At 40.6% G+C, this 24,166-nt stretch carries 14 protein-coding genes and 1 tRNA gene; 10 read left to right on the top strand and 5 right to left on the bottom strand.

Annotated elements, in window-relative coordinates:
- Positions 1-4: 4 nt before the first annotated feature.
- A complete protein-coding gene (locus ML462_RS03645; protein ID WP_240712366.1) occupies positions 5-592 on the bottom strand; it encodes a HupE/UreJ family protein in 588 nt (195 codons plus the stop codon).
- A 393-nt stretch (positions 593-985) separates the two neighbouring features.
- Between ML462_RS03645 and ML462_RS03640 the strand changes: the two genes are divergently transcribed.
- The 10 genes from ML462_RS03640 (at position 986) to ML462_RS03595 (ending at position 21,303) form a co-directional block, all read left to right on the top strand.
- Complete coding sequence (locus ML462_RS03640; RefSeq protein ID WP_240712365.1) at positions 986-1,798, top strand: response regulator transcription factor; 813 nt, start codon at positions 986-988, stop codon at positions 1,796-1,798.
- Positions 1,799-1,918: 120 nt separating this feature from the next.
- Positions 1,919-2,296 carry a hypothetical protein gene (locus tag ML462_RS03635; protein WP_240712364.1) on the top strand — a complete coding sequence of 126 codons (378 nt, stop codon included), beginning with the start codon at positions 1,919-1,921 and terminating at the stop codon, positions 2,294-2,296.
- 13 nt (positions 2,297-2,309) lie between these two features.
- On the top strand, positions 2,310-4,067 hold the full coding sequence (locus ML462_RS03630; RefSeq protein WP_240712363.1) for a tetratricopeptide repeat-containing sensor histidine kinase: 1,758 nt from the start codon (positions 2,310-2,312) through the stop codon (positions 4,065-4,067).
- Entirely contained in the window at positions 4,064-4,681 is a 618-nt protein-coding gene (locus ML462_RS03625; protein ID WP_240712362.1) for a response regulator, read from the top strand. Before ML462_RS03630 ends, ML462_RS03625 begins: the two co-directional genes overlap by 4 nt.
- Positions 4,682-4,946: 265 nt before the next feature.
- Positions 4,947-5,028, top strand: a tRNA-Leu gene (locus ML462_RS03620).
- Positions 5,029-5,186: 158 nt separating this feature from the next.
- Positions 5,187-7,796, top strand: a complete 2,610-nt coding sequence (locus ML462_RS03615) for a PAS domain S-box protein (RefSeq protein ID WP_240712361.1) — start codon at positions 5,187-5,189, stop codon at positions 7,794-7,796.
- Positions 7,797-8,095: 299 nt separating this feature from the next.
- A complete protein-coding gene (locus tag ML462_RS03610; RefSeq protein ID WP_240712360.1) occupies positions 8,096-18,427 on the top strand; it encodes a MopE-related protein in 10,332 nt (3,443 codons plus the stop codon).
- A gap of 9 nt (positions 18,428-18,436) precedes the next feature.
- Positions 18,437-19,348 carry a PorP/SprF family type IX secretion system membrane protein gene (locus ML462_RS03605; RefSeq protein WP_240712359.1) on the top strand — a complete coding sequence of 304 codons (912 nt, stop codon included), beginning with the start codon at positions 18,437-18,439 and terminating at the stop codon, positions 19,346-19,348.
- A gap of 160 nt (positions 19,349-19,508) precedes the next feature.
- Positions 19,509-20,525: an LLM class flavin-dependent oxidoreductase gene (locus tag ML462_RS03600; RefSeq protein ID WP_240712358.1), complete on the top strand. Its 1,017-nt coding sequence runs from the start codon at positions 19,509-19,511 to the stop codon at positions 20,523-20,525.
- Positions 20,526-20,634: 109 nt separating this feature from the next.
- On the top strand, positions 20,635-21,303 hold the full coding sequence (locus tag ML462_RS03595; RefSeq protein WP_240712357.1) for an FAD-binding oxidoreductase: 669 nt from the start codon (positions 20,635-20,637) through the stop codon (positions 21,301-21,303).
- Positions 21,304-21,326: 23 nt separating this feature from the next.
- Here the strand turns inward: ML462_RS03595 and ML462_RS03590 are convergent, their stop codons facing one another.
- The 4 genes from ML462_RS03590 to ML462_RS03575 form a co-directional block, all read right to left on the bottom strand.
- Positions 21,327-21,755, bottom strand: a complete 429-nt coding sequence (locus ML462_RS03590; RefSeq protein WP_240712356.1) for a hypothetical protein — start codon at positions 21,753-21,755, stop codon at positions 21,327-21,329.
- Between the two features lies 1 nt (position 21,756).
- Positions 21,757-22,260 (bottom strand): cupin domain-containing protein, encoded by a 504-nt coding sequence (locus ML462_RS03585; RefSeq protein WP_240712355.1) that lies wholly within the window; start codon positions 22,258-22,260, stop codon positions 21,757-21,759.
- Positions 22,261-22,424: 164 nt separating this feature from the next.
- Positions 22,425-23,102 (bottom strand): type 1 glutamine amidotransferase domain-containing protein, encoded by a 678-nt coding sequence (locus ML462_RS03580; protein ID WP_240712354.1) that lies wholly within the window; start codon positions 23,100-23,102, stop codon positions 22,425-22,427.
- A 42-nt stretch (positions 23,103-23,144) separates the two neighbouring features.
- Positions 23,145-24,146, bottom strand: coding sequence for an NADP-dependent oxidoreductase (locus ML462_RS03575; RefSeq protein WP_240712353.1), 1,002 nt, complete (start codon positions 24,144-24,146; stop codon positions 23,145-23,147).
- Positions 24,147-24,166 lie beyond the last annotated feature (20 nt).

Raw genomic sequence — 24,166 nt, 5'->3', positions numbered from 1 at the left:
ATATCTAAAGGGAAGAATAACTTTCGATAAGAATAGGAATAATGATCCCGGTTACAATCGAAGCGGTTACCAGGATCCAGTCTCTTTTTGAAACCTTGAGTACGTTCTGTAAAAGAAATCCTATGATCATCACTATAAGTACTACGATCACTTGTGCGGCCTCTATTCCCAGGGCGAATTCCACAAGGGGAAGAAATTTACTTTCGGCACCTGCAGCGATCATTTTGAAATAGGATGAAAATCCAAGCCCGTGAATTAGACCAAAAAAGACCGTGATAAAATAAAGAACGCTGTAATTTGTGTTCCTTACCTTTTTTCCGGCCGTGGCGATATCAAAAACTGCAGTGGCCAGGATAGTTACCGGAATCAGGAATTCTACATAATCTGAATCTACTCTTACGATCTCGTAGACCGAGAGGAATAATGCCATTGTATGTCCCAGGGTAAATAAAGTTACCAGCCATAATACTCGTTTCCATGTGCTAAAGCCGTAAGACGCAACTAGAACAATTAAGAACAGGACATGGTCGTATGCCTGCCAGTCCAGAACGTGGTCCAGCCCGAGCTTGAAATAGAGCCAAAATTGAGACATATAAAACTTTTAAAAAGGAAGATCCGAAAGTACAATTTATTCAAATAATAGCAAAGGTGTAAACCTAAGCTAAAATCTAGGTGGATAAGGTAACAGTTCTAAAATACCTTTAAAAAGGTATTTCGAATCCAAACCTACCAATCTATCTTGCCTTTCCAAATTAATGATTAGTCAAGAAATCTGTAACACCTGGAAATTTGGGTAGGGTCAAATATCCAGAATGTTTTTTTGTTGGGGTAAAAAGATAATTTTGTGTCCATATTCCAATGCTAATTATAAGACGTTAGTATAAAAGCTTTAGGATGGCTCCTAGGGCTTTTTATTTTCCACATACTTAATATTTTCCAGGTTTATTACATGTCTTATATTTACTTATCTAAATTGAAAAGATTTATGGATAAGGATCTGAAAAAGATCTCAGATTACTGGAAAAAGGTTTATTCCAGCCGGGTGAAGAAATACCGTCCTTTCGAAATTTCTGAAGATTTTAAAAGATACGCTTCCATGTTCGCTCTTGGTAATTCTTATTTATACATCGTCAATTTGCATGATTTTCAGCTGGAATATGTGTCAAAATCTGTAGAGCAATTCGTGGCTAAGCCTGTGGAGGAAATAGTTCTACAGGACCTTTTAAGGGCAATTCTGCCTGAGGAACTTGAAGGGATCAATTTAAAGGGAAAGGTAGTAAGTGACTTCTATACTACTTATTTGGATAGGAAAGATGTGCTTTCCTATAAGAACATGTTTTCCTATCGAATGAGAGATTCTTCTGGTCAAATAAGAACTATGCTTTACCAGGCCATTCCGTTAAGTGTTCTTGAAAATGGAGCTCCCGAGCATGTGCTCTGCATTCAAACAGATGTTTCTCATTTAAAAATATCTAGTACAAATGCGGTTTCCTTTATTAATATTAATGGAGGAAAGTGTTATTTCAATGTTGATATTTCTACTGGAAAATTTGATCCGGAATTATGTGAAGGAGGAAAAAAGGATCTATCAGAATTATTCACTGAAAGAGAAAAGCAGATCCTGATAAGGCTGTCCAGGGGGCATAACGCCGAACAGATCGCAAAGGAACTACACCTTTCACCCCATACCGTCAAGACACACCGCAAAAACATACTTCATAAAAGCGGTTGCAGTAATACTACAGAGCTTGTAGCAAAATGTCTCACTAATGGAATAATTTCTCCTAGTTTGGTATAGTTTTTCTTAATTGTGTTAGTATATCGGATTAAAATTGAGGTATTTATGAGGATTTTTCGATTTTTTTTAGAAATTAGAGCTCCCTACAGAATCTTAATACTAACCAAATAAAATTTTTTTATGCCTAAGGAATACTTTCATGCCCAATTTCAGTTAGATGGTAAAAAGTTTAAGTTTAAAACTGACGGTGAAAATTTAACGGAAGTAAGAATTCGTATAGGATTTCCAAATAAATTTGAAGTCCTGAAAGCCTATTTTCTAGATGAGAAAACAATTAAAGTCGATTTTGTAGGCTACTGTGGTTGTACTCTGGCTGATAGTATTAGGGAGTCCAACGATATAAAGTATGACGATTATCCTGTTGAATTACAACTGAAACAAAACATCCCAGAGATAATAAATGTTGTTTTTGAATTAACTAAGGTGGAAAACTGTAATAATGAAAAATTTGTCCCCGAAACGGCGGGCGGAGGAATTTTAGTAGGTACCGGAGGTTGATTTATTCTTCTTTATGAGATATTTTATAACATTAACAGTTAGCCTATTGCTAACTGTTATTTCCTATTCTCAGAACCAGGAATTCAATATCATCGATAGCCTTATAGATGCCCGGGAGATCGATAAGGCAGGAGCCTTGCTTAAAGAAATCGATTCTACCAGATTAGACCAGGCTGAAAATGCCAGGTTTTATTATTTGCTTGGTAAATGGGAAGCACAGGAAAACCAGGCCGATAAAAGCTTCAGGTACTGGATGATCGCAAAAAAGAAATATAAGGCTCTGGATAGTCTTGAAAAGGTAGCTAATATCAATCTTAAGATCATTCCTATTCTTACATCGAGTAAGAACAAGGATCTGGATCCTCAGCCTTTTATGGATGAGTATCTGGATTATGCACGTGAAAAGAACGATCCAGACCTTCTTGCCAAGGCTTACATGCAGTTGGGCGCTATTTTTATCAGCTCAGATGTGCAAAGATCCATCGGCTACTACCGGCAGGCGATCAGAGAGAACAGGAAAACCGGGGATTCCCTGCTAAATGCCAAGTTGCATCACAACCTGGGAGTAGCTTTTGGTGAGATGACCCCTGAAAAAGATTCGGCCTTATTTCATTATGAAATTGCTCTGAAAGAATATAAGAAAAGAGATCTAACAGATTATATTTCTTATATCTTTAATAACAAGGCTTCGGTTTTTAAGCAATTAAAGAAATATGATTCGGCTATCGCCTATTATAAAAAGGCTGAGGCTATCGCTCCCAAAGAATATGAAAAAGAGAATAAAAGGCTACTGTACGACCATATGGCCGATGCTTATGAATTGGATAAGGATTTCGAAAAGGCCTACAAATACCTGAAACTTAAGAATATTTACAGCGATAGTATTCAACAAAGCGAGCAGAATAAAGCCATGCTTGATATTCAGACTAAATATGAAGTAGAAAAAAAGGAGAATGAGAACCTAAGGCTTAAACAGAACAGGATCTGGCTTTTACTAGCTTTGGCATCTTTAGTTCTAATAATCGTAATAGGATTTCTGGCCTACAAGAATATGCGCTCCAAGAAAAAGATCGCAGATAAGGAAATACAGGTTCAGAAACAGCACCTTGAGAATGTACTAAAGCAACAGGAACTTGCCGGGATCGATGCCATGATCGAAGGTCAGGAGAAAGAAAGAAAAAGAATAGCCAATGATCTGCACGATCACCTTGGGAGTTTACTGGCAACTCTGAAACTTCATTTTCAGAACCTGAAAGTTAAAAAGGACAGGATGAAAGATGAGGAAGACCGGTTGATAAGGCAAACCGATGAACTGATAGATGAGGCATACCAACAGGTGAGAACCATTGCTCATGCCAAGAATGCGGGTGTTCATGCACAGGAAGGTCTGTTGCCGGCCGTTAAAAACTTTGCCAGTAAGGTTTCAGCTTCTAATAAACTAACCATAGAAGTAGAAGATAGCGGTATGGAAGATCGCCTGGAAAACTCAATGGAAATTATGATCTTCAGGATCATTCAGGAGCTTATCACTAATGTTATTAAACATGCGAACGCGAGTGAGGCCATAATTCACCTCACTCATTATGGAGATTCCATAAATATTCTGGTTGAAGATGATGGAAGTGGCTTTGATATCTCCAGACTGAAACCAAGGGAAGGAATGGGGGTTTATTCAATTCAGAAAAGAATAGAAAATCTAGGCGGCACGGTCGATTTTGATAGTGTTGCCGGAAAAGGAACATCAGTTATAATAAATATGCCGGTATCATGATTAGATTAGCCATAGCCGAAGATCACATTGCTTTGATCGACGGAATCAGAGTCTTTATTGAACACGAAGAAGACATAGAGTTTCTTGGTTTTGCCGGAAATGGCAAGGAGCTCATCGAACTGGTGGAAAAAAAGAAACCTAATGTGGTAATTACTGATATTCGTATGCCTGTGATGGATGGGATCGAAGCTACCAAACTTATCCTAAAGAAAAACCCGGAAATTAAGGTTATCGCTTTTACTATGTTCGACCAGGATAATGCCGTGGAACAAATGCTTAGCGCTGGTGCGAAAGGCTATATACTGAAGAATGCCAGCTTAAAGGAGCTCCTTTTTGCAATTAGAAAGGTACATTCCGGAGATGTTTATTATGATCCAAATATAGAAGCCGATTCCAGTGAGAATGCCGCTAAAAAGAAACCCTTGCTAACCAGGCGTCAGCAGGAAATCCTTAAGCTGGTAGGGCAGGGAAAGACGAACCAGGAGATCGCCGATGCTTTATTTATTGGTAAAACCACCGTGGAAACCCATCGAAAGAATATGATCAGAAAATTAAACCTGCAAGGCGCAGGGGAATTACTTCGCTACGCCGTAGAATGTAAATACGACTTTTAGAGAGTCTTTGCTTAAAGTACCCAATTTTGGGTATTTCGTAATTTAGACCTAGCATTTAAATTTGCCGGAACCTGAGAAACTAAAGCATGTTTACTCATTTACTAGCCTGAATAAAGCGGTCTTTAGGCCGCTTTATTTCATTTTATAAAATTTAGTTTTTTAGAATCAAACGTACTCTACCTTATTTTAAGGTTTTTTCCCTCTGGATAATTTATCAAATTTTCATTTATCTGAAGTAAAAATTTTATATTTTTGCCGTCCATAAGCTCGAGTGGCGGAATTGGTAGACGCGCTGGATTCAAAATCCAGTTCTTTCGGGAGTGTGGGTTCGATTCCCACCTCGAGTACTTAAAAACCCCGTATAATTATGCGGGGTTTTTTGTTTTAAAAATTGTACTTTAAATGTTGCAAAATACCTTGAATTTCCAACCTGGGTAAAAGCCTTGAAATCTCAGGAGTTAGTACTGTTTATAAGATCATCAATAATTTTCATTATCATTATAGAATGGCAGAAGACTTCGGGAAATCAAAAAGTACAAAAAAAGAAGACAAAAATTTAGAGGAAATTGCATATTCCATTTTGCAAGTATCTCGTGAGGCTATGCTAATCCTTGATGAAAATTTCAATTTTATAGCCGCAAATACTGTTTTCTATGATTCCCTTGATTTCCGAAGTGAAGATTCTTTAGTCTTAGAACTAAATAATCCTGATGGCGCTTTTAAAACTTTAAAGGACAATCTGCTTACAATTTCCTTGAACAGACCTATAACCGATGTTGAGTTTTCAATAAATCAATATAACTCAGGAAAAAGGACATTTTTGGTAAATGCGAGCAAAATGTTATCCTCTGAATGGCTAATCATTTCCTTTAGTAAAAAGACCGATCAACTTGATAATTTTGATGCCATTTTTTCACAGGCTCCAGCAGTGGTTTGTTTGTTGAAGGGGCCTGATCATACTTTTGATCGGGCAAACGAGAATTACTATAAGATTATCGGGCACCGGGATATAATTGGCAAAACAGTGAGAGAGGCACTTCCCGAGCTCGAAGGCCAGGGGTTTTATGAAATGCTCGATAACGTTTATAAATCTGGTAAAGCTTTTATTGGAAGCGAGATCTCGGTAAAACTGGACGCTGGGAAAGAAGGCTTAAAGAATTCAATTATGGATTTCGTTTACCAGCCTCTGGTGGATCCAGCTGGTAAAGTTACCGGGATCTTTGTTCATGCTATAGATATTACAGAGAAGGTTGAAGCAAGGAAAAAACTTGAAAAAAGCGAGGCAGAACTTAGGAAGCTAATCGATGCAGTACCTGCAATTATATGGATCACAAAATCTGATGGACAGAATTACTACCTCAATAGGAAGTGGTATGAATTCACAGGTCAAAGTGAAGTGGAAGCCCTTGATTTCGGCTGGTTCGATGCCGTACATCCTGAAGATAGGGAGCGTGTGAAAAGTGACTTTTTAAAAGCCAATCATAATAGAAAGCATTTTCATACGAGTTTCAGATTGCTTAGCAAAACCGGGGAGTATATCTGGGTCCTGGATAGTGGTAGTCCTAAATTTAATGTAGACGGAGAATACGAAGGTATGATTGGGATCGTAATCGATATAGATGAAGCAAAGACCAAAGAACAGATAATTAAGGAAAAGGAGCACAGAATTAGAACAATTATTGAAGAGGCCGATGTGGCCACGGCTCTTTATACCGGTAAGGAAATGCGTATTGAAATGGCAAATGATGCCATGATAGAACTTTGGGGCAAAGAAAAATCGGTGATAGGCACTACTCTTCATGAAGCTTTACCTGAACTGGAGGGGCAGCCATTTCACGATCTCCTACAGGGAGTATATGCTACAGGAGAAACTTACTGGGGTAAGGAAGATCCGGTAGACCTGGTTATTGATAATGAGCTAAAAACCGGCTACTTCAATTTCACTTACAAAGCTCTGAGGAATGAAAAAGGGGAAATCTATGGTATTCTTAATATGGCCTTAGATGTTTCAGAAATGGTGAAATCGAAGGAACTTCTTAGAGAAAGCGAAGCGCGATACAAGCAGATGGCAGATCTAATGCCTGAAAAAGTTGCGAACATAGATCCAGATGGTAAGGTAATCTATTTCAATCAGGGTTGGCTGGAATATACTGGTCTTTCAAAAGAAGAGTTCGAGAAACAAGGCCTTGAAAATCTAATTCATCCTTCCGAGCAAGAAGATTTTCAAAGGTCCTGGGAATATTCCTTGAAAACAGGTAGAGACTTCGAAATGGAGTTGCGGTACCTAAATAAAAAAGGGAAATATAAATGGCATCTGAACAGAACAGAAGCGATAAAAGAGGAAAATGGAAATATCCAGTTATGGATAAGCACAGCTACCGAAATTCAGAAGATAAAAGCAGAGGAAAAAAGAAAAGAAGACTTCCTGAAACTGGTAAGTCATGAATTAAAAACACCGGTGACTTCCATTAAAGGTTACGTGCAGTTACTGCTTAGCATGTTGAAAAAGGAAAAGGAAATTCCCCTAACTTCCATTCCTTTCGAGAAATCTTTAGAACGTATAGACCAGCAGGTGGTGAGATTGACCAGGCTTATTTCGGAAATGCTGGATCTTTCAAGGATCGAGAAAAATAAACTGAACCTTAAAAAGGAAATTTTCAGTTTGAATGATCTCATTTCAGAAACCATTCAGGATATTAATTATACAAATACTCATTCCAATATAAAAATTACGGAAAAATATAACTGTCATGTTTATGCCGATAAGGATAGAATTGGTCAGGTATTGATTAATCTGGTTACCAATGCTATTAAATACTCCCCGCAGAATAGTGATGTTGAGATTAAAATTAAAAAAGCAGGTGAGTCTAAAGTCGCGGTGAGTGTGATCGACTCAGGTATTGGAATAGATAAAGAGAATCAGAAGGACATATTCAAGCGATTTTATCGTATAGATTTTAAGAATGATGAGACCTATTCTGGATTTGGTATTGGTCTCTATCTCGCCAATGAAATAATGCGACGTCACCAAGGTAAATTAAGCGTTGATAGTGAAAAGGGTAAGGGCTCAGTGTTTACCTTCATCATGGATGTTGCGGCTTCCCATAATTCTTAGCTAAAGGGGCTATTATGGATAAGACATGTTACTGAGTAACAAATTACCTCTTGACGGCTATTATTGATGATTTCTTAAAAAAACTGGGTATATATTAAGGATGTAGAATCGCTATGCTTTTCAACCTTAATAATAGGTATTTGAACGATTAGATTTTAGCCACTTAACTTTTTTTTAAAACTTTGACACAGTTGTCCGAAATCTATTACGAATCTAAAGCTGTGACCTTGAACCTATAGTCTCCAAACCCATTTCATTTTACCATAAGTTTTAAAAATTAACCAAACCGAATTTCTGCTATGAAGAAATTTTACCAGGGTGGAATTTTCCTGATTCTACTTTTAATAGCATGCCACAATATTAGCGCTCAAACTAAAGGATTTATTTACAAACCTGCCTCCGGTGCAGGGGAGAGTGTACTTGATCCTAATATGGATGGTTATACCTCTGAAACAGACCTGGGCTTCGACCTGGAGGATGAACGGGAAAGTGAAATTCCATACACTCCACTACCATCTCTTGGAGCGGCCGAGCCGGACAGTGACCTTGGTCCAGGACCAAATTGTAGTTTTACCGACCTCGTAAAATCTGAAGATAATAACACGATCTATACCTACCTAGATTCCAATGAGAATTTAATGTTCCGGTTTAGGCTGGGAGGTACGGCAGAGAACTCCAAAGCATACTCGATATTAATAGATACAGACCAGAAGTTTGGATCCAGCGGGGCTAATGCCGACCCAAATTACATGCCGGGAAATCCAGGTTTTGAAATCGAAGTGGTATTAAGGACCAATTTTGGAGTAGGGCTATATGATGTGGATGGTACCACGAATGCTGTTGAGATAGGCAATGCTTCTACCGACAGGCCTTATAGCGATTTTGCTCAGAAATCGATTGCCCACTCTGAGATTTGTGGTGATGATGATTATTTTTATGATTTCTATATTCCCTTTTCAGATATCACGGCGGCGTTTTCATCGGTAACCGTTAATACACCTTTGAGAATGGTAGGGAATACGGTTATTAATCCAAAGGAGTCTATTGGGAATAATGGGATTTCAGATCTGGGAGGTGTCGATGATACCACTGGAATTATCGATGACCTGTGGGGGCAGTTAATTGATGTTTTTCCTCCCACAAGCGTTTCAGAAATCGGTACTGGTTCAACTCTACCTGCAAGGGCAGAATGTCCCGGTATAACTGGGCCGATAGATTTGGGAGAAACTTCAGTTTCCGGAACCTCGTCTGAAGTGGATGGTGCGATAATTGAAGTTTTTAGAGACGGTATTTCTGTAGGAACTACTACAGTCTCTTCAGGTGGTTGGACCTTAAACGGAATTTCCGAAACCACTGCTGGAGAAAAATTTACAGCTTCTGCTAAAGTTTCTGTAGCAACCGCAGAAACTACAGGAACCGATGAAAAATCTGAATCCTATTCAGATTGTAACGAAATTGAAGTTGCCGTAGCTTGTTCTTCTGCACCCACAGCTATTTCAACTTCCAATGGAGGAAAAAAATTCAATGGGTCTGGTTCGGCTAGCGGGGAATATACTATTAGAATATATAAAGCCGATGGTACCTTGCTGAATGGAATAGACCCGAATCCAGACACTTATTCCGGCAGTTCATGGGTATGGACATATGGTTCCGGGAGTAATAAAATTCCACCAGGGGCTTATTATTTCACGTTAAAAGAGGTGGGTAAATGCGAATCTCCTAAAACTGAGTTTTGTTACAGTACTTCATCAACTTCATTAGCTCCCGTTGTTTCGGGAACGCCAATCCTCGAGTCAGATTCCACAATTTCAGGAACCGCCACCGCTGATGCCAATGTAACCTTACTGGTGAATGGAGAAGAAAAAGGGACGGTAACAGCAACGGGTGGAAACTGGAGTTTTTCGGTTTCTGATCTGGTAAACGGAGATGAACTCACTTTCCGTTCGGTTGAGACTGGTAGCTGTAAGGCAGAAACCACAGTTACGGTTTATGGACAGTCCAGAGCACCTATAATTCAGGGCGATTATTGTTCTTCAACAGGTTCGATTTCAACAATTAGTGGTATTAGTTCAGAAATAGGAGGAACTATCAATATTTACTCTTCTTCGAGTTCTCCAGTGTCTTCCGGGACATCAATCGCTACCGCAACTGTGGCTTATAATGGCAGCTGGACGGCTAGTGTAAATATTCCTGTTGGAAATTTTGTAGTGGCCACGGTCACCAATACCGATGAGCTTGAAAGCGAATTATCCAATGAAATTGAAATTTATGATCAAACGGTAGATGCTTCCCTGGCGATTACCTCAGATCCAATTAATGAAGGCGATGCGAGTATTTCGGGTACCGGTACTAGTGGCAACACGATTTATCTTTATCTGGACGGCTATATCGTTGATGGATATTCAGCAGTTGTAGATTCAGACGGAAACTGGACAATTTCAGGTCTGGAGGAGGCAAGCGCAGGTTATGATATTCTATACAGTGGGGCCGTTACCGGTGTTAGCGCTAAGGAAGGAGCACAATGTGAAAGTGGGGTTGTTTCTGGACCTACGGTTCAGTGCAAACCGCCTTCAAGTCAGGGATTTTCGGTATTAACTTCTACCGATATTTGCGAGAATGAGACCATTTCTTTTCAGATCAACCCAACCGAGGATCTTATCGTTTACGAATTGGTAGACCAGGATGGAAATGCCATTAGTCCTTCGAAATTAGGCGATGACTCCAGTGCAGCCATAAATATCGAAACTTTTGGTTTATCTGTAGATGTATCAAGTGTTCGGGTTAAAGCCCTTAGAGTGGGAGTCTCCTGTGAGGTGATTTTTGGTCCGGCAATTTCTGTCAACGTAGATCCACTTCCTGAAATTAGCCTCAGTGAAACTGAATTTGAGATTTGTAGCGGAGATACCTCTTTTGATCTTGCCTATACTTTAGAGGCGAACGGTCCGGCAGTGGATTATAGCATCGATTTTGATTCAGCTGCTGAAGCGGCCGGATTTGTAGATGTAAATAACGATACTGGGGTTTCCAGCCCAATCTCAATAAGTATTCCTGAAGACCTTTCTGAAGCCATCTTTTCTGCGGTATTCACGGTAAGAAATTCCGGAAGTGTATTATGTACTAGCGCTTCTGAAGCCTTTACCATAAAAGTATTTGCTCCGAAGATCACCTCAGTAGACTCAACTAATCCTACTACCTGTTCGGGAGCAGATGGAAGCTTTACCATAAAAGGTTTATTAGCTTCGGAAAGCTATGACTCTCTTAGTTTTACTGATAATGGAAGTAGTGTAAATCTTGGAAGCTTTACTTCAAATGCTAGCGGGGAATTTGAAGTTACCGGACTCGATGCAGGTTCCTATGAAAATTTAAGAGTTGAGTATAATGCTTGCCTGTCCGAGCCATATGAAGATGCCGTTATTCTTACCGATCCTGGTTCGGCAACGATTTCATATGCCGGGCAAACCGATCCTACCAATTGCACCTCACCAGATGGAGAAATTGTACTTTCGGGAGTAAGCTCTGGAGATTATACCGTAAACTATAATTTTGGAGGTAGTACAATTACCCAGTCCATAACGGCATCTACAGGTACTATTGCCATTTCGGGACTTGAACCAGGAGATTACACCAATATTTCCGTAACCAATAGCAGTTCCTGTACTTCTAATACCCTGTCCGGGCCTATTAGCCTCGCAAATGCAGGCACCCCGGAAATCAGCCTGGGATCGAATCCTGAAGTGAGTTTTGGAACCACGCTTACAGAACTTGCATTTGCTTTCACAACAAATAATCCAGATCAGTACAGCATAGATTTCGATACTGATGCTGAAAGTGAAGGCTTTGTGGATGTGACCAACAATACGCTTCCTGCTTCACCAATTAAGATAAGCTTGCCTGCTGATGCTGCAGCGGGAATTTATAATGCCAGTCTGCAGGTTAGAAATTCTACGACAGGTTGTATAAGTTCAGTATATAATTTTAGCATTACCATCAACGAAAATCAGGCTCCTGAAATTACCAATAATGGAAGCGCCAAAACATTTGAAGTAGACTATGCCGAAAATGGAACAGGTAATGTGATCGATTGGGATGCTACCGATATGGAAGGCGATGTGCTGACTTTTTCATTAAGCGGAACCGATGCAGGCTTATTCAATTTGGATTCGAAAACTGGGGTGTTGACCTTTAAATCTTCTCCCAATTTCGAAGGTACCGGTGATAATGAATATGAAGTAACCGTGACCGTAAGTGACGGATCTCTTACCGATACGCAAATTTTAACGGTAAATGTGACGGATGTTGATGATACCTATACTTTTTATGCCGATACCGATGAAGATGGTTTTGGTGATCCTTCAGTTAGTCAGGTGGCTGAAACAGCTCCTATCGGCTATGTAGCAGATAATACCGACTGTGACGATACCGATGAGGACGAATTCCCGGGCCAGACCTGGTACCTGGATGCTGATGGTGATCTTTATAGTGAAGGTACTTCAACTGTATCCTGTACACGCCCTGTAGATCATTATATAGCTTCCGAACTTACTGCGACTTCCGGAGATTGTGATGATATCGATGATACGATCAATCCTGGAGCTTCAGAAGTTCCCGATAATGATATTGACGAGAATTGTGACGGAGTTAAAACCTATACTTTTTTTGCCGATATCGATGGGGATGGTTTTGGTGATCCTTCGGTTAGCCAGATAGCGGAGACAGCTCCTACTGGATATGTAGCCGTTAATACCGATTGTGATGATTCTGATGAGGATGAATTCCCGGGTCAGACCTGGTACCTTGATGCTGACGGGGATCTGTATGGTGAAGGAACTTCAACTGTATCCTGTACACGTCCAGTTGATCATTTTATAGCTTCTGAACTTACGGCGACTTCCGGAGATTGTGATGATGCCGATGGTACAATCAATCCTGGAGCTTCTGAAGTTCCTGATAATGATATTGACGAGAATTGTGACGGAGTTAAAACCTATACTTTTTATGCAGATACCGATGGAGATGGCTTTGGAAATCCTTCCTTTAGCCAAATAGCTGAAACAGCTCCTACCGGTTATGTATCCGATAATACCGATTGTGACGATACCGATGAAGATGAATTCCCGGGCCAGACCTGGTACCTGGATGCTGATGGCGATCTGTATGGTGAAGGAACTTCGATTACTTCCTGTACACGTCCTGCAGATCATTTTATAGCTTCTGAACTTACGGCGACTTCAGGTGACTGTGATGATACGGATGATACGATCAATCCTGGAGCAACTGAAATTGAAGGCGATGGTATCGATCAGGATTGTGATGGATCCGATCTTCTTATTTGGTATGCAGATACTGACGGTGACGGTTTTGGAGATGCTTCTAATTCAGTAACAAGCAGTACTAAACCTACCGGTTATGTATCCGATAATACCGATTGTGACGATACCGATGAAGATGAATTCCCGGGTCAGACCTGGTACCTGGATGCTGATGGTGATCTGTATAGTGACGGCACTTCAACTGTTTCCTGTACCCGTCCTGCAGATCATTATATAGCTTCTGAGCTTATGGCGACTTCAGGTGACTGTGATGATACCGATGATACGATCAATCCTGGAGCTTCCGAAGTTCCCGATAATGATATTGACGAGAATTGTGACGGAGTTAAAACCTATACTTTCTACGCCGATACCGATGGGGATGGCTTTGGAGATCCTTCGGTTAGCCAAATAGCTGAGACAGCTCCTATTGGATATGCAATCGATAATACCGACTGTGACGATACCGATGAGGATGAATTCCCGGGCCAGACCTGGTACCTGGATGCTGATGGGGATCTGTATGGTGAAGGAACTTCGACAATTTCGTGTACGCGTCCTGCAGATCATTATATAGCTTCTGAGCTTACGGCAACTTCAGGTGACTGTGATGATACGGATGATACGATCAATCCTGGAGCTTCTGAAGTTCCTGATAATGATATTGACGAGAATTGCGACGGAGTAAAAACCTACACTTATTATGCTGATACCGACGGAGATGGTTTTGGAGATGCTTCTAATTCAGTAACAAGTAGTACTAAACCTACCGGTTATGTGGCGGATAATACCGATTGTGACGATTCTGATGAAGATGAATTCCCGGGCCAGACCTGGTACCTGGATGCTGACGGGGATCTGTATAGTGACGGAACTTCGACAATTTCCTGTACACGTCCTACAGATCATTATATAGCTTCTGAGCTTACGGCGACTTCAGGTGACTGTGATGATACGGATGATACGATCAATCCTGGAGCAACTGAAATTGGAGGCGATGGTATCGATCAGGATTGTGATGGATCCGATCTTCTTATTTGGTATGCAGATACTGACGGTGACGGTTTTGGTGATCCTTCAGTTAGTCAGGTGGCTGAAACAGCTCCTATCGGCTATGTAGCAGATAATACCGACTGTGACGATACCGATGAGGACGAATTCCCGGGTCAGACCTGGTACCTGGATGCTGACGGGGATCTGTATAGTGACGGCACTTCAACTGTATCCTGTACCCGTCCTACAGATCATTATATAGCTTCCGAACTTACGGCGACTTCCGGTGACTGTGATGATACCGATGATACGATCAATCCTGGAGCTTCTGAAATTCCTGATAATGATATTGACGAGAATTGTGACGGAGTTAAAACTTACACTTTTTATGCTGATACCGACGGAGATGGCTTTGGAAATCCTTCGGTTAGCCAGATAGCTGAAACAGCTCCTTCCGGCTTTGTAGCAGATAATACCGATTGTGACGATACTGATGAAGATGAGTTTCCGGGCCAGTCCTGGTACCTGGATGCTGATGGTGATCTGTACGGTGAAGGAACTTCGACAATTTCGTGTACACGTCCTGCAGATTATTTTATAGCTTCTGAGCTTACGGCGACTTCCGGAGATTGTGATGATACGGATGATACGATCAATCCTGGAGCAACTGAAATTGAAGGCGATGGTATCGATCAGGATTGTGATGGATCCGATCTTCTTATTTGGTATGCAGATACTGACGGTGACAGTTTTGGAGATGCTTCGAATTCAGTGACAAGCAGTACTAAACCTACCGGCTATGTAGCAGATAATACCGATTGTGACGATACCGATGAGGATGAGTTCCCGGGTCAGACCTGGTACCTGGATGCTGACGGGGATCTGTATAGTGACGGTACTTCAACTGTATCCTGTACACGTCCAGTTGATCATTTTATAGCTTCCGAGCTTACGGCGACTTTAGGTGACTGTGATGATGCCGATGATACGATCAATCCTGGAGCTTCCGAAGTTCCCGATAATGATATTGACGAGAATTGTGACGGAGTTAAAACCTATACTTTTTATGCCGATACCGATGGAGATGGTTTTGGTGATGCTTCGGTTAGCCAAAGAGCTGAAACAGTTCCTACTGGCTATGTAGCCGATAATACCGATTGTGACGATACTGATGAAGATGAATTCCCGGGCCAGACCTGGTACCTGGATGCTGATGGGGATCTTTATGGTGAAGGAACTTCAACAATTTCGTGTACGCGTCCTGCAGATCATTATATAGCTTCCGAACTTACTGCGACTTCAGGTGACTGTGATGATACGGATGATACGATCAATCCTGGAGCAACTGAAATTGAAGGCGATGGTATCGATCAGGATTGTGATGGATCCGATCTTCTTATTTGGTATGCAGATACTGACGGTGACGGTTTTGGAGATGCTTCGAATTCAGTGACAAGCAGTACTAAACCTACCGGTTATGTGGCGGATAATACCGATTGTGACGATACCGATGAGGATGAGTTCCCGGGTCAGACCTGGTACCTGGATGCTGATGGGGATCTGTATGGTGAAGGAACTTCAACTGTATCCTGTACCCGTCCAGTTGATCATTTTATAGCTTCCGAACTTACTGCGACTTCAGGTGACTGTGATGATACCGATGATACGATCAATCCTGGAGCTTCCGAAGTTCCCAATAATGATATTGACGAGAACTGTGACGGAGTTAAAACTTACACATTTTATGCTGATACCGATGGAGATGGCTTTGGTGATCCTTCGGTTAGCCAGGTAGCTGAAACAGTTCCTACTGGATATGTAGCCGATAATACCGATTGTGACGATACGGATGAGGATGAATTCCCGGGCCAGACCTGGTATCTTGATGCTGATGGCGATCTGTACGGTGAAGGAACTTCGAAAATTTCCTGTACACGTCCTGCAGATCATTATATAGCTTCTGAGCTTACGGCGACTTCCGGTGACTGCGATGATACTGCTGATATGATCAACCCTGGAGCTTCCGAAGTTCCTGATAATGATATTGACGAGAATTGCGACGGAGTTAAAACCTACACTTTTTATGCTGATACCGACGGAGATGGTTTTGGAGATGCTTCGGTTAGCCAAATAGCTGAAACAGCTCCTTCCGGCTATGTAGCCGATAATACCGACTGTGACGATTCTGATGAAGATGAATTCCCGGGTCAGACCTGGTACCTGGATGCAGACGGGGATCTGTACGGTGAAGGAACTTCAACAATTTCGTGTACCCGTCCAGCGGATCATTTTATAGCTTCCGAACTTACGGCGACTTCAGGTGACTGTGATGATTCAGATGATGCTATTAATCCTGACACGATCTGGTATTTGGGAGTCGATGCTGATGATGACGGGTTTATTGGAAGTGTAACTTCAGAAACTCAATGTACTTCTCCAGGATCCGATTATAGTTTAACCGAACCAACGATCACCGACTGTGCCGATACTGATAAAGCGATCACTCCGGAAACTGTATGGTACAAAGGAATCGATACTGATTCTGATGGTTATTTTGGATCGGTTGAATCGGTTACTTCTTGTGAGAGTCCAGGTGCAGAATATGCTTTGACCTCGCCAGGGACTGATGATTGTAATGATTCAGATGAAAATATCAATCCAGAAACGATCTGGTATTTGGGAGTCGATGCTGATGATGACGGGTTTATTGGAAGTGTAACTTCAGAAACTCAATGTACTTCTCCAGGATCCGATTATAGTTTAACCGAACCTGCGATCACCGACTGTGCCGATACTGATAAAACGATTAATCCGGATACCATGTGGTATAAAGGAATCGATGCGGATTCTGATGGTTATTTCGGATCGGTTGAATCAGTTACCTCCTGTGAAAGTCCGGGTGCGGAATATGCTTTGACTTCGCCTATTATTGACGATTGTGATGATTCAGATGATGCAATTAATCCTGACACAGTTTGGTATTTGGGAGTTGACGCTGATGGTGACGGGTTTATTGGAAGTGTAACTTCAGAAATTCAATGTAATTTTCCAGGAACCGATTATAGTTTAACCGAACCTGCGATCACCGACTGTGCCGATACTGATAAAACGATTAATCCGGATACCATGTGGTATAAAGGAATCGATGCGGATTCTGATGGTTATTTCGGATCGGTTGAATCGGTTACCTCCTGTGAAAGTCCGGGGACAGAATATGCTTTGACTTCGCCAGCGACTGATGATTGTGATGATTCAGATGATACGATCAATCCTGGAGCTACAGAGATTCCGGATAATGATATCGATGAAAACTGTGATGGAATTAAGGAAAAAACTACGGTTTCAGATATTGAGGCCGTTTATTCGGTAGAACCGGCCAGGGAATTAGATGAGTATCTTGACGGGGATCTAATCGCTACGGTGATTGATGCCGATGGAGCAATTGTAGCCGCAGAGATCACTGCTGGAAGTATGCCTGCCGGAATGGTGATGAATTCAGACGGAAGTTTTGAAATTGAAGATGCAAACCTTCTAGAAGCCGGAGAGTTCAGTGTCGAAATTACCACTACCGATGAAAAAGGAGGAATCACCATTCAGACGATCCTGATCACGATTTTAGGAGATTCTGACCTGGACAACGACGGACTTTCAAACGAAGAGGAAGTTATTTTGGGTACAGATCCTGAAAATCCAGATTCTGATGGTGACGGACTTACCGATGGGGAAGAAGTACTGGTGGTAGATGATCCAATTACCGACGCGGGACCTACTGTGGTAAGTGACCCGTTAAATGAGTGTGATCCTTTCCAGACCGGAGATAATTGTGATCCAGATAATGATGGATTAACGAATGCGGAAGAAACTCAGGCCGGTACCAATCCTAATGATCCAGATTCCGATAACGATGGTCTTACCGATGGGGAGGAAATCAATGGGATCGATGATATCGTGACTCCTACAGTAGCTGAAGGCATAAGTGATCCGCTCGATCCATGTGACCCTAACCGTATTTCTTCAGATTGTTATGACAACGGTCCTGAAGTGATTCAGAAATTGTCTCCAAATGGAGACGGTATCCATGATTATTTCGAAATAACAGGAATCGAAACCTTTGAAGCCAATACGCTGGAAATATTCAACAGATGGGGAGTTTTGGTTTACGAAGCCGAAGAATATGGAGATAGTAATAAGCTTTTCAGAGGTGTTTCTGAAGGGAGGTTAACCGTGAGAAAAGGAGAAGAATTACCAGCAGGTACTTATTTCTATGTGCTTAGATATAAAGACGGAGAGTGGAAATCAAAATCAGGTTACTTATACCTCAATAGATAATATAAAATCATGAAAAAATTTTTAGTTATAATCATATTCGCAATTGGGGTAATAGGTCATGCTCAACAGGATGCCCAGTATACCCAGTATATGTACAATACCTCGCTTTTTAATCCGGCCTATGTGGGATCGGAAGATTTTTTAAAGATCTCGGGAGTCTACCGGTCACAATGGGTAGGTCTGGACGGAGCTCCGGAAACCTTTTCTTTAAGTCTGAATGACCGAATTGGTAAAAATGTAGGAATTGGAGGCTCTATAATTTCAGATAAAGTAGGCCCCAGCAATGAAACTATCATTAACGCAGATTTCTCCTATACCATAGACTTCGAAAACACTTCCCTGGCCTTCGGATTAAAAGCCAGCGCGAATATTCTGGATGTTGATTTTTCACGTCTTTCGGGTTCTGATGACGATACAGAATTTCAGAATAATATAGACAACAGGTTTACTCCAAATATAGGAGCAGGAGTTTATTATTACGGAGAAAAATACTATGTAGGACTTTCGGTACCTCAAATGCTGGAGACCAGCCATTATGAGCGTAACGAACTGCGTGAAACTTACCTGGCAAAGGAAAGGTTTCATACCTATTTTATGGGAGGGTATGTGTTTGATCTGAACGAGAATCTCAAATTAAAACCAGCCTATCTTTTAAAGCTGACTGACGGCGCCCCGCTTCAGCTGGATGTGTCGGCTAATTTCCTGTTTCTTGAAAAGTTCACCCTGGGAGCCTCCTACCGCCTGAATTCAGCAGTTAGTGCTCTGGCGGGATTCCAGGTATTTCAAAATGTTTTTGTAGGCTATTCTTATGATGCCGATACTACCGAATTGAGAAGTTACAATTCAGGTTCTCATGAGATCGTTCTCAGGTTCGATATCATGAATTCTCTGAATAAATACATTTCTCCGAGATTCTTCTAAACCTTCATTATATAGAAGTTTTTATGAAACTTTTAAAATCCCGGTAGCTCTCTGCCGGGATTTTTATTTAATAGGAATTCATAAAAAGTTCCGTAAGGAATCTAGGAAAGCAAAGACCAATTGCCGGCCAGCAGAAATGCCGGCTTTTTAAATTTCAGATATGCCCCAAAATAAACATATAGATTATTCTGTACTCGAACTTGCAGTGGTTGGCCAGGATATTCCTCATAATAAGGTTTTTGAAAACAGCGTAGAACTGGCAAGAACTGCCGAAGATCTTGGATATAAAAGATTCTGGCTGGCTGAACATCATAATATGGTGAGTATCGCCAGTTCAGCGACTACCGTTCTTATAAGCCATATAGCCAGTAAAACCAATAAGATCAGAGTTGGTTCTGGTGGGATCATGCTGCCCAATCACTCTCCGTTGATCGTTGCTGAACAATTCGGAACTTTAGGCTCGCTATATCCTGGCCGAATAGATATGGGACTGGGCCGTGCCCCGGGAACCGATCAGGTGACTGCGCATGCGATTAGAAGTGACCGGATGAACTCCGTTTTCAAATTTCCGCATGAAATAGAGGAGATACAGGGATATTTTAATAATCAACTACCTTCAAAAAAGGTACGTGCTACCGTTGCTGAAGGTGTAAGTGTTCCCATTTTTGTTTTAGGATCTAGCACAGATAGCGCTCATGTGGCCGCAGAAAAAGGCCTGCCTTATGTATTTGCCAGTCATTTTGCTCCGGCTCAACTATTTCAGGCGATGGAGATCTACTATAGAGAATTTCAACCCTCTAAATATCTCGATGAACCATACAGTATAGCCGGGATCAATGTGATCGCTGCCGATACAACTGAAGAAGCCGAAAGGATTTCCACAAGTTCACTTAAGATGATGCTGGGAGTGATGACAGGTAACCTTGATTACCTTCAGAGACCTGAAGAGATGACTCCTGAATTAAGACAGATTAGAGAAAACCCAGCCTTGCAGCGAATGCTCAAATATGCTTTTGTGGGGGATCGTGAAAAAGTGAAAAATCAAACCATTGATTTTCTTCGTGAAACAGGGGTGGATGAAATAATTGTGGCCTCGCATATTTATCATCAGGAGGATAGAATAAAGTCATTCCGAATTTTTGCTGATATTATGAAAGAGCTCAACGGATCTACCTGATCATTTATAAAACTCCCTTAAATAATTATAAAATCGGTTAAAAATTAGCCGGTAAGGTATTCATGAAGATCTATTCTGATTTAAAATCTTTATCTTAAAAAGAAAAACTATGGAAGAAGCAGTAAAGATAAGATCTATAGAGAAGGTGACTCATGATGTGAAACAATTCAAGGTTGATAAACCTGAAGGATACAGTTTCACCCCAGGTCATGCTACGGAAGTCTCTATCAATAAAGAAGGCTGGAAAGACAAAAAACGACCTTTTACCTTTACAAGTTTAAATGAAGATGATTTCCTGGAGTTCACGATAAAGATCTATCCAGACCATGATGGGGTGACCGAAGAGCTGGATAATTTAAAGCCGGGTGATGAACTGATAATTGGTGATTCCTGGGGAGCTATAGAATATAAAGGGCCAGGCTATATTATTGCTGGTGGTGCAGGGATCACACCTTATATTGCCATGCTGCGATACCTATATGACAAGAAAAAAGATAGCGGACTCTACCTGATTTTTTCAAATAAAACAGATGATGACATCATTCTAAAGGATGAATTAGATAAACTACTGAATAAAAAAACAACTTACGTAATTACAGACCAGGAAGACACAAAGCATAAGAAGGCTTATTTGAATGAAGAATTTCTGAAAAATGAGATCGATGATGTCCAGAAAAGATTCTATGTATGTGGCCCTCCAAAAATGGTAGAAGAAATCAATGAAATCCTTGAAAACATAGGAGCAGATACAGAATCTGTTCAGCTGGATGACCAGTAATTGGAATTATTTATACTAACAGTTCAACCGAAATAAACCAAAGCCAGGAAAGCAGGAACACTAATACACAGAGAAATAAGAGCTGGTTTTACCCAGCTTTTCTTTTGGTATTCTGTTTCCTTGCCTATATAACCGTTCCAAAAGTATTCTGTAAGGATGAATCCGCCAAGGAGATTTAGAGGCAGAGAAAAATTAGTTCCACCTTTTATTGAGCTTAGGGTATAAACCAGTCCTGTTACATATATTATAACAAAGGTTAAAACCTGGAAATATGCTTTTCTTTCGCCTAATTTTCTGAGGTTACTTAACATTAATACGGCCCCAAATAAAATCGAAAACAATCCGGAGAATAACAGAATAAGACGTTTAGAATAAAGTAAAGGCAATTCTTTTGCCTCGTGATTTTTATTCTGCACCTCAGTCCTGTCCTTTTCTTCAATATTCTCGTTCATTCTATCCTTTTGTAAATTTGGTAATTAACTCTCTTTGTTCAGGAAATATTTGAAGTAATTCATTTCTTGAAGGCAATTCGAAATCCTTAAAATTAAATCCCGGTGAAACCGTACAACCTACCAGTGAAAAATCATTTTCATTTATCACCTCAGCGGCAAACCAGTCTCCTCCTTTAACAACCAACTGCGGAATTTCACCTTTTAAAACGTCTCTCCCGATAATATAAAAATTATACTCTCCTTCTTCTGAGATCGTATGTAGCTTTATTGGAGAACCATTATAGAAATGCCAGATCTCATCCTGTATTATTCTATGAAAAGCCGAATTATTTTCAGAAGTCAGCAGGAAATAGATACAGGTACTATAATTTCTATCACCTGAATATGACCCGTCCAGACTTTCCGGATTTATTTTTCCTGAACTTCTATAGGTTTCCCTGAAAAAACCACCCTCGGGATGCGGTTTTAAATCCAGGTGCTTAATAATCTTCTCCAGTTTATTCATGGCGTTCTGCGCTTTGAAGCTCCTTTCTCTATGATGAAAAAAGGAGTGGCGAAAATAGTCAATTTTTAATGATTTGTTATGCTTTCAGTACTAACAGCTGTTCATGCCAGGCGACAAAAAAAGCCTGTAGATATCTACAGGCTTTTTCAAAAAATTATTGAATATTATTTCAATTTATCATATAGCTTATTGGCAGCTAGTCCTGATGAGGCGGGGTTCTGACCTGTAATTAAGTTTCCGTCCACAAGTACATATTCTGCCCAGTCGTCACCTTTAGAATAATTGCCTCCATTCTTCTTCAGCATATCTTCAACCAGGAATGGAACTACCTCTGTTAATTCTACTGCTTTTTCTTCGCTATTGGTAAATCCGGTAACTTTTTTACCCTTTACCAATGGTTCGCCATCGGTTCCTTTAACCTCTTTCAAGGCGGCTGGGGCATGACAGACAAATGCAATTGGCTTTTTCTGTCGATTAAAGTTCTCTATAAGTTTAATGGATGTCTGGTCATTGGCCAGATCCCAAAGTGGTCCGTGGCCACCTGGATAAAACACGGCATCAAAACTTTCGGCCTTTACTTCATCTAGTTTTAACGTGTTGTTTACAACCTTTTGAGCGGCTTCATCATTATGAAAACGCCTTGTTGCCTCGGTTTGATTGTCCTCGGTATCACTATTGGGATCTATTGGAGCTTTACCACCCTTTGGAGTTGCTACCGTGATATCTGCGCCTTTATCTAATAATTTATAATATGGGCTGGCAAATTCTTCAACCCAAAATCCTGTTTTTTCTCCTGTGTCTCCCAGCTTATCGTGAGAAGTCAATACAAATAATACTTTCATTTCTTTCTTTTTAGGTTTTTAAATTTTTTACAGAGAATTAGATTAGACTTTTACCACCATTTTTCCTTTATTTTTTCCATCGAAAAGATCTAAAAAGGCCTGGGGAATATTTTCGAAACCTTCTCTAACCGTTTCGGTATAGGTGAGCTTGCCTTCTTGTAGCCACTTGGCTAGTTGTTGAACTCCTTCAGAGTGTCTATCTGAATAATCTGAAATAACGAATCCCTGCATCATAGAGCTTTTTTTGATTAGAAAAGGTTGCACACTGATACTTTTAGGTAATGATGTTTCATTATAAACTGAAATGGCCCCGCAAACTACCGTCCTGGAAAATTTATTGATATTAAAAAGTATGGCTTCTGATATCTCCCCTCCAACATTGTCAAAGTAAACGTCAATACCATCTGGACATGCTTTATTAATCGCCTCGGTCATATTATCGGTGGTATTGTAATTGATTCCTTCATCAAACCCAAATTCATTTTTTATCATTTCCACTTTTTCATCGGTTCCGGCGATACCAATTACTTTTAGCCCCAGGATTTTACCAATTTGTCCAACAGTACTTCCAACAGCTCCTGCTGCCCCTGAAACCACCATAGTTTCCCCTTTTTTGGGTTTGCCAATTTCGGTGAGACCTAAATAAGCGGTAAGTCCGGTCATTCCTAAAATTCCTAAATAAGCAGAAAGAGGAGCTTTATCTTCATCAACTTTTCTCAATTCTTCAGCTGAAGCAACCTGCCTTTCTTTCCAGTCCAGCATGCCAACCACGTGATCTCCTTTTTGAAGCTTATCGGACTTAGATTCCAGGACTTCCGCAACCATTAAAGAAGAAATAGGTTTGCCTACTTCGAAAGGCGGGATATAAGATTTCGCATCACTCATCCTGCCTCTTAAATAAGGATCTACAGAAACATATTCTGTTTTTAGTAATACTTCTCCCTCTTTAGGTTCAGATACCTGTTCTGTTTCAAATTTGAAATTTGAATCACCTGGTCTGCCTTCCGGCCTGCTATTCAATAAAATCTTTTTTGTCTCCTTCATATTCCTGAATAATTATTTTA

Source organism: Christiangramia lutea, assembly GCF_022489035.1.
In the GTDB taxonomy this organism is placed as follows: Bacteria; Bacteroidota; Bacteroidia; order Flavobacteriales; family Flavobacteriaceae; genus Christiangramia; species Christiangramia lutea.
The sequence above is the reverse complement of the archived record's forward strand: the minus strand, read 5'-3'. Positions and strand labels throughout refer to the sequence as shown.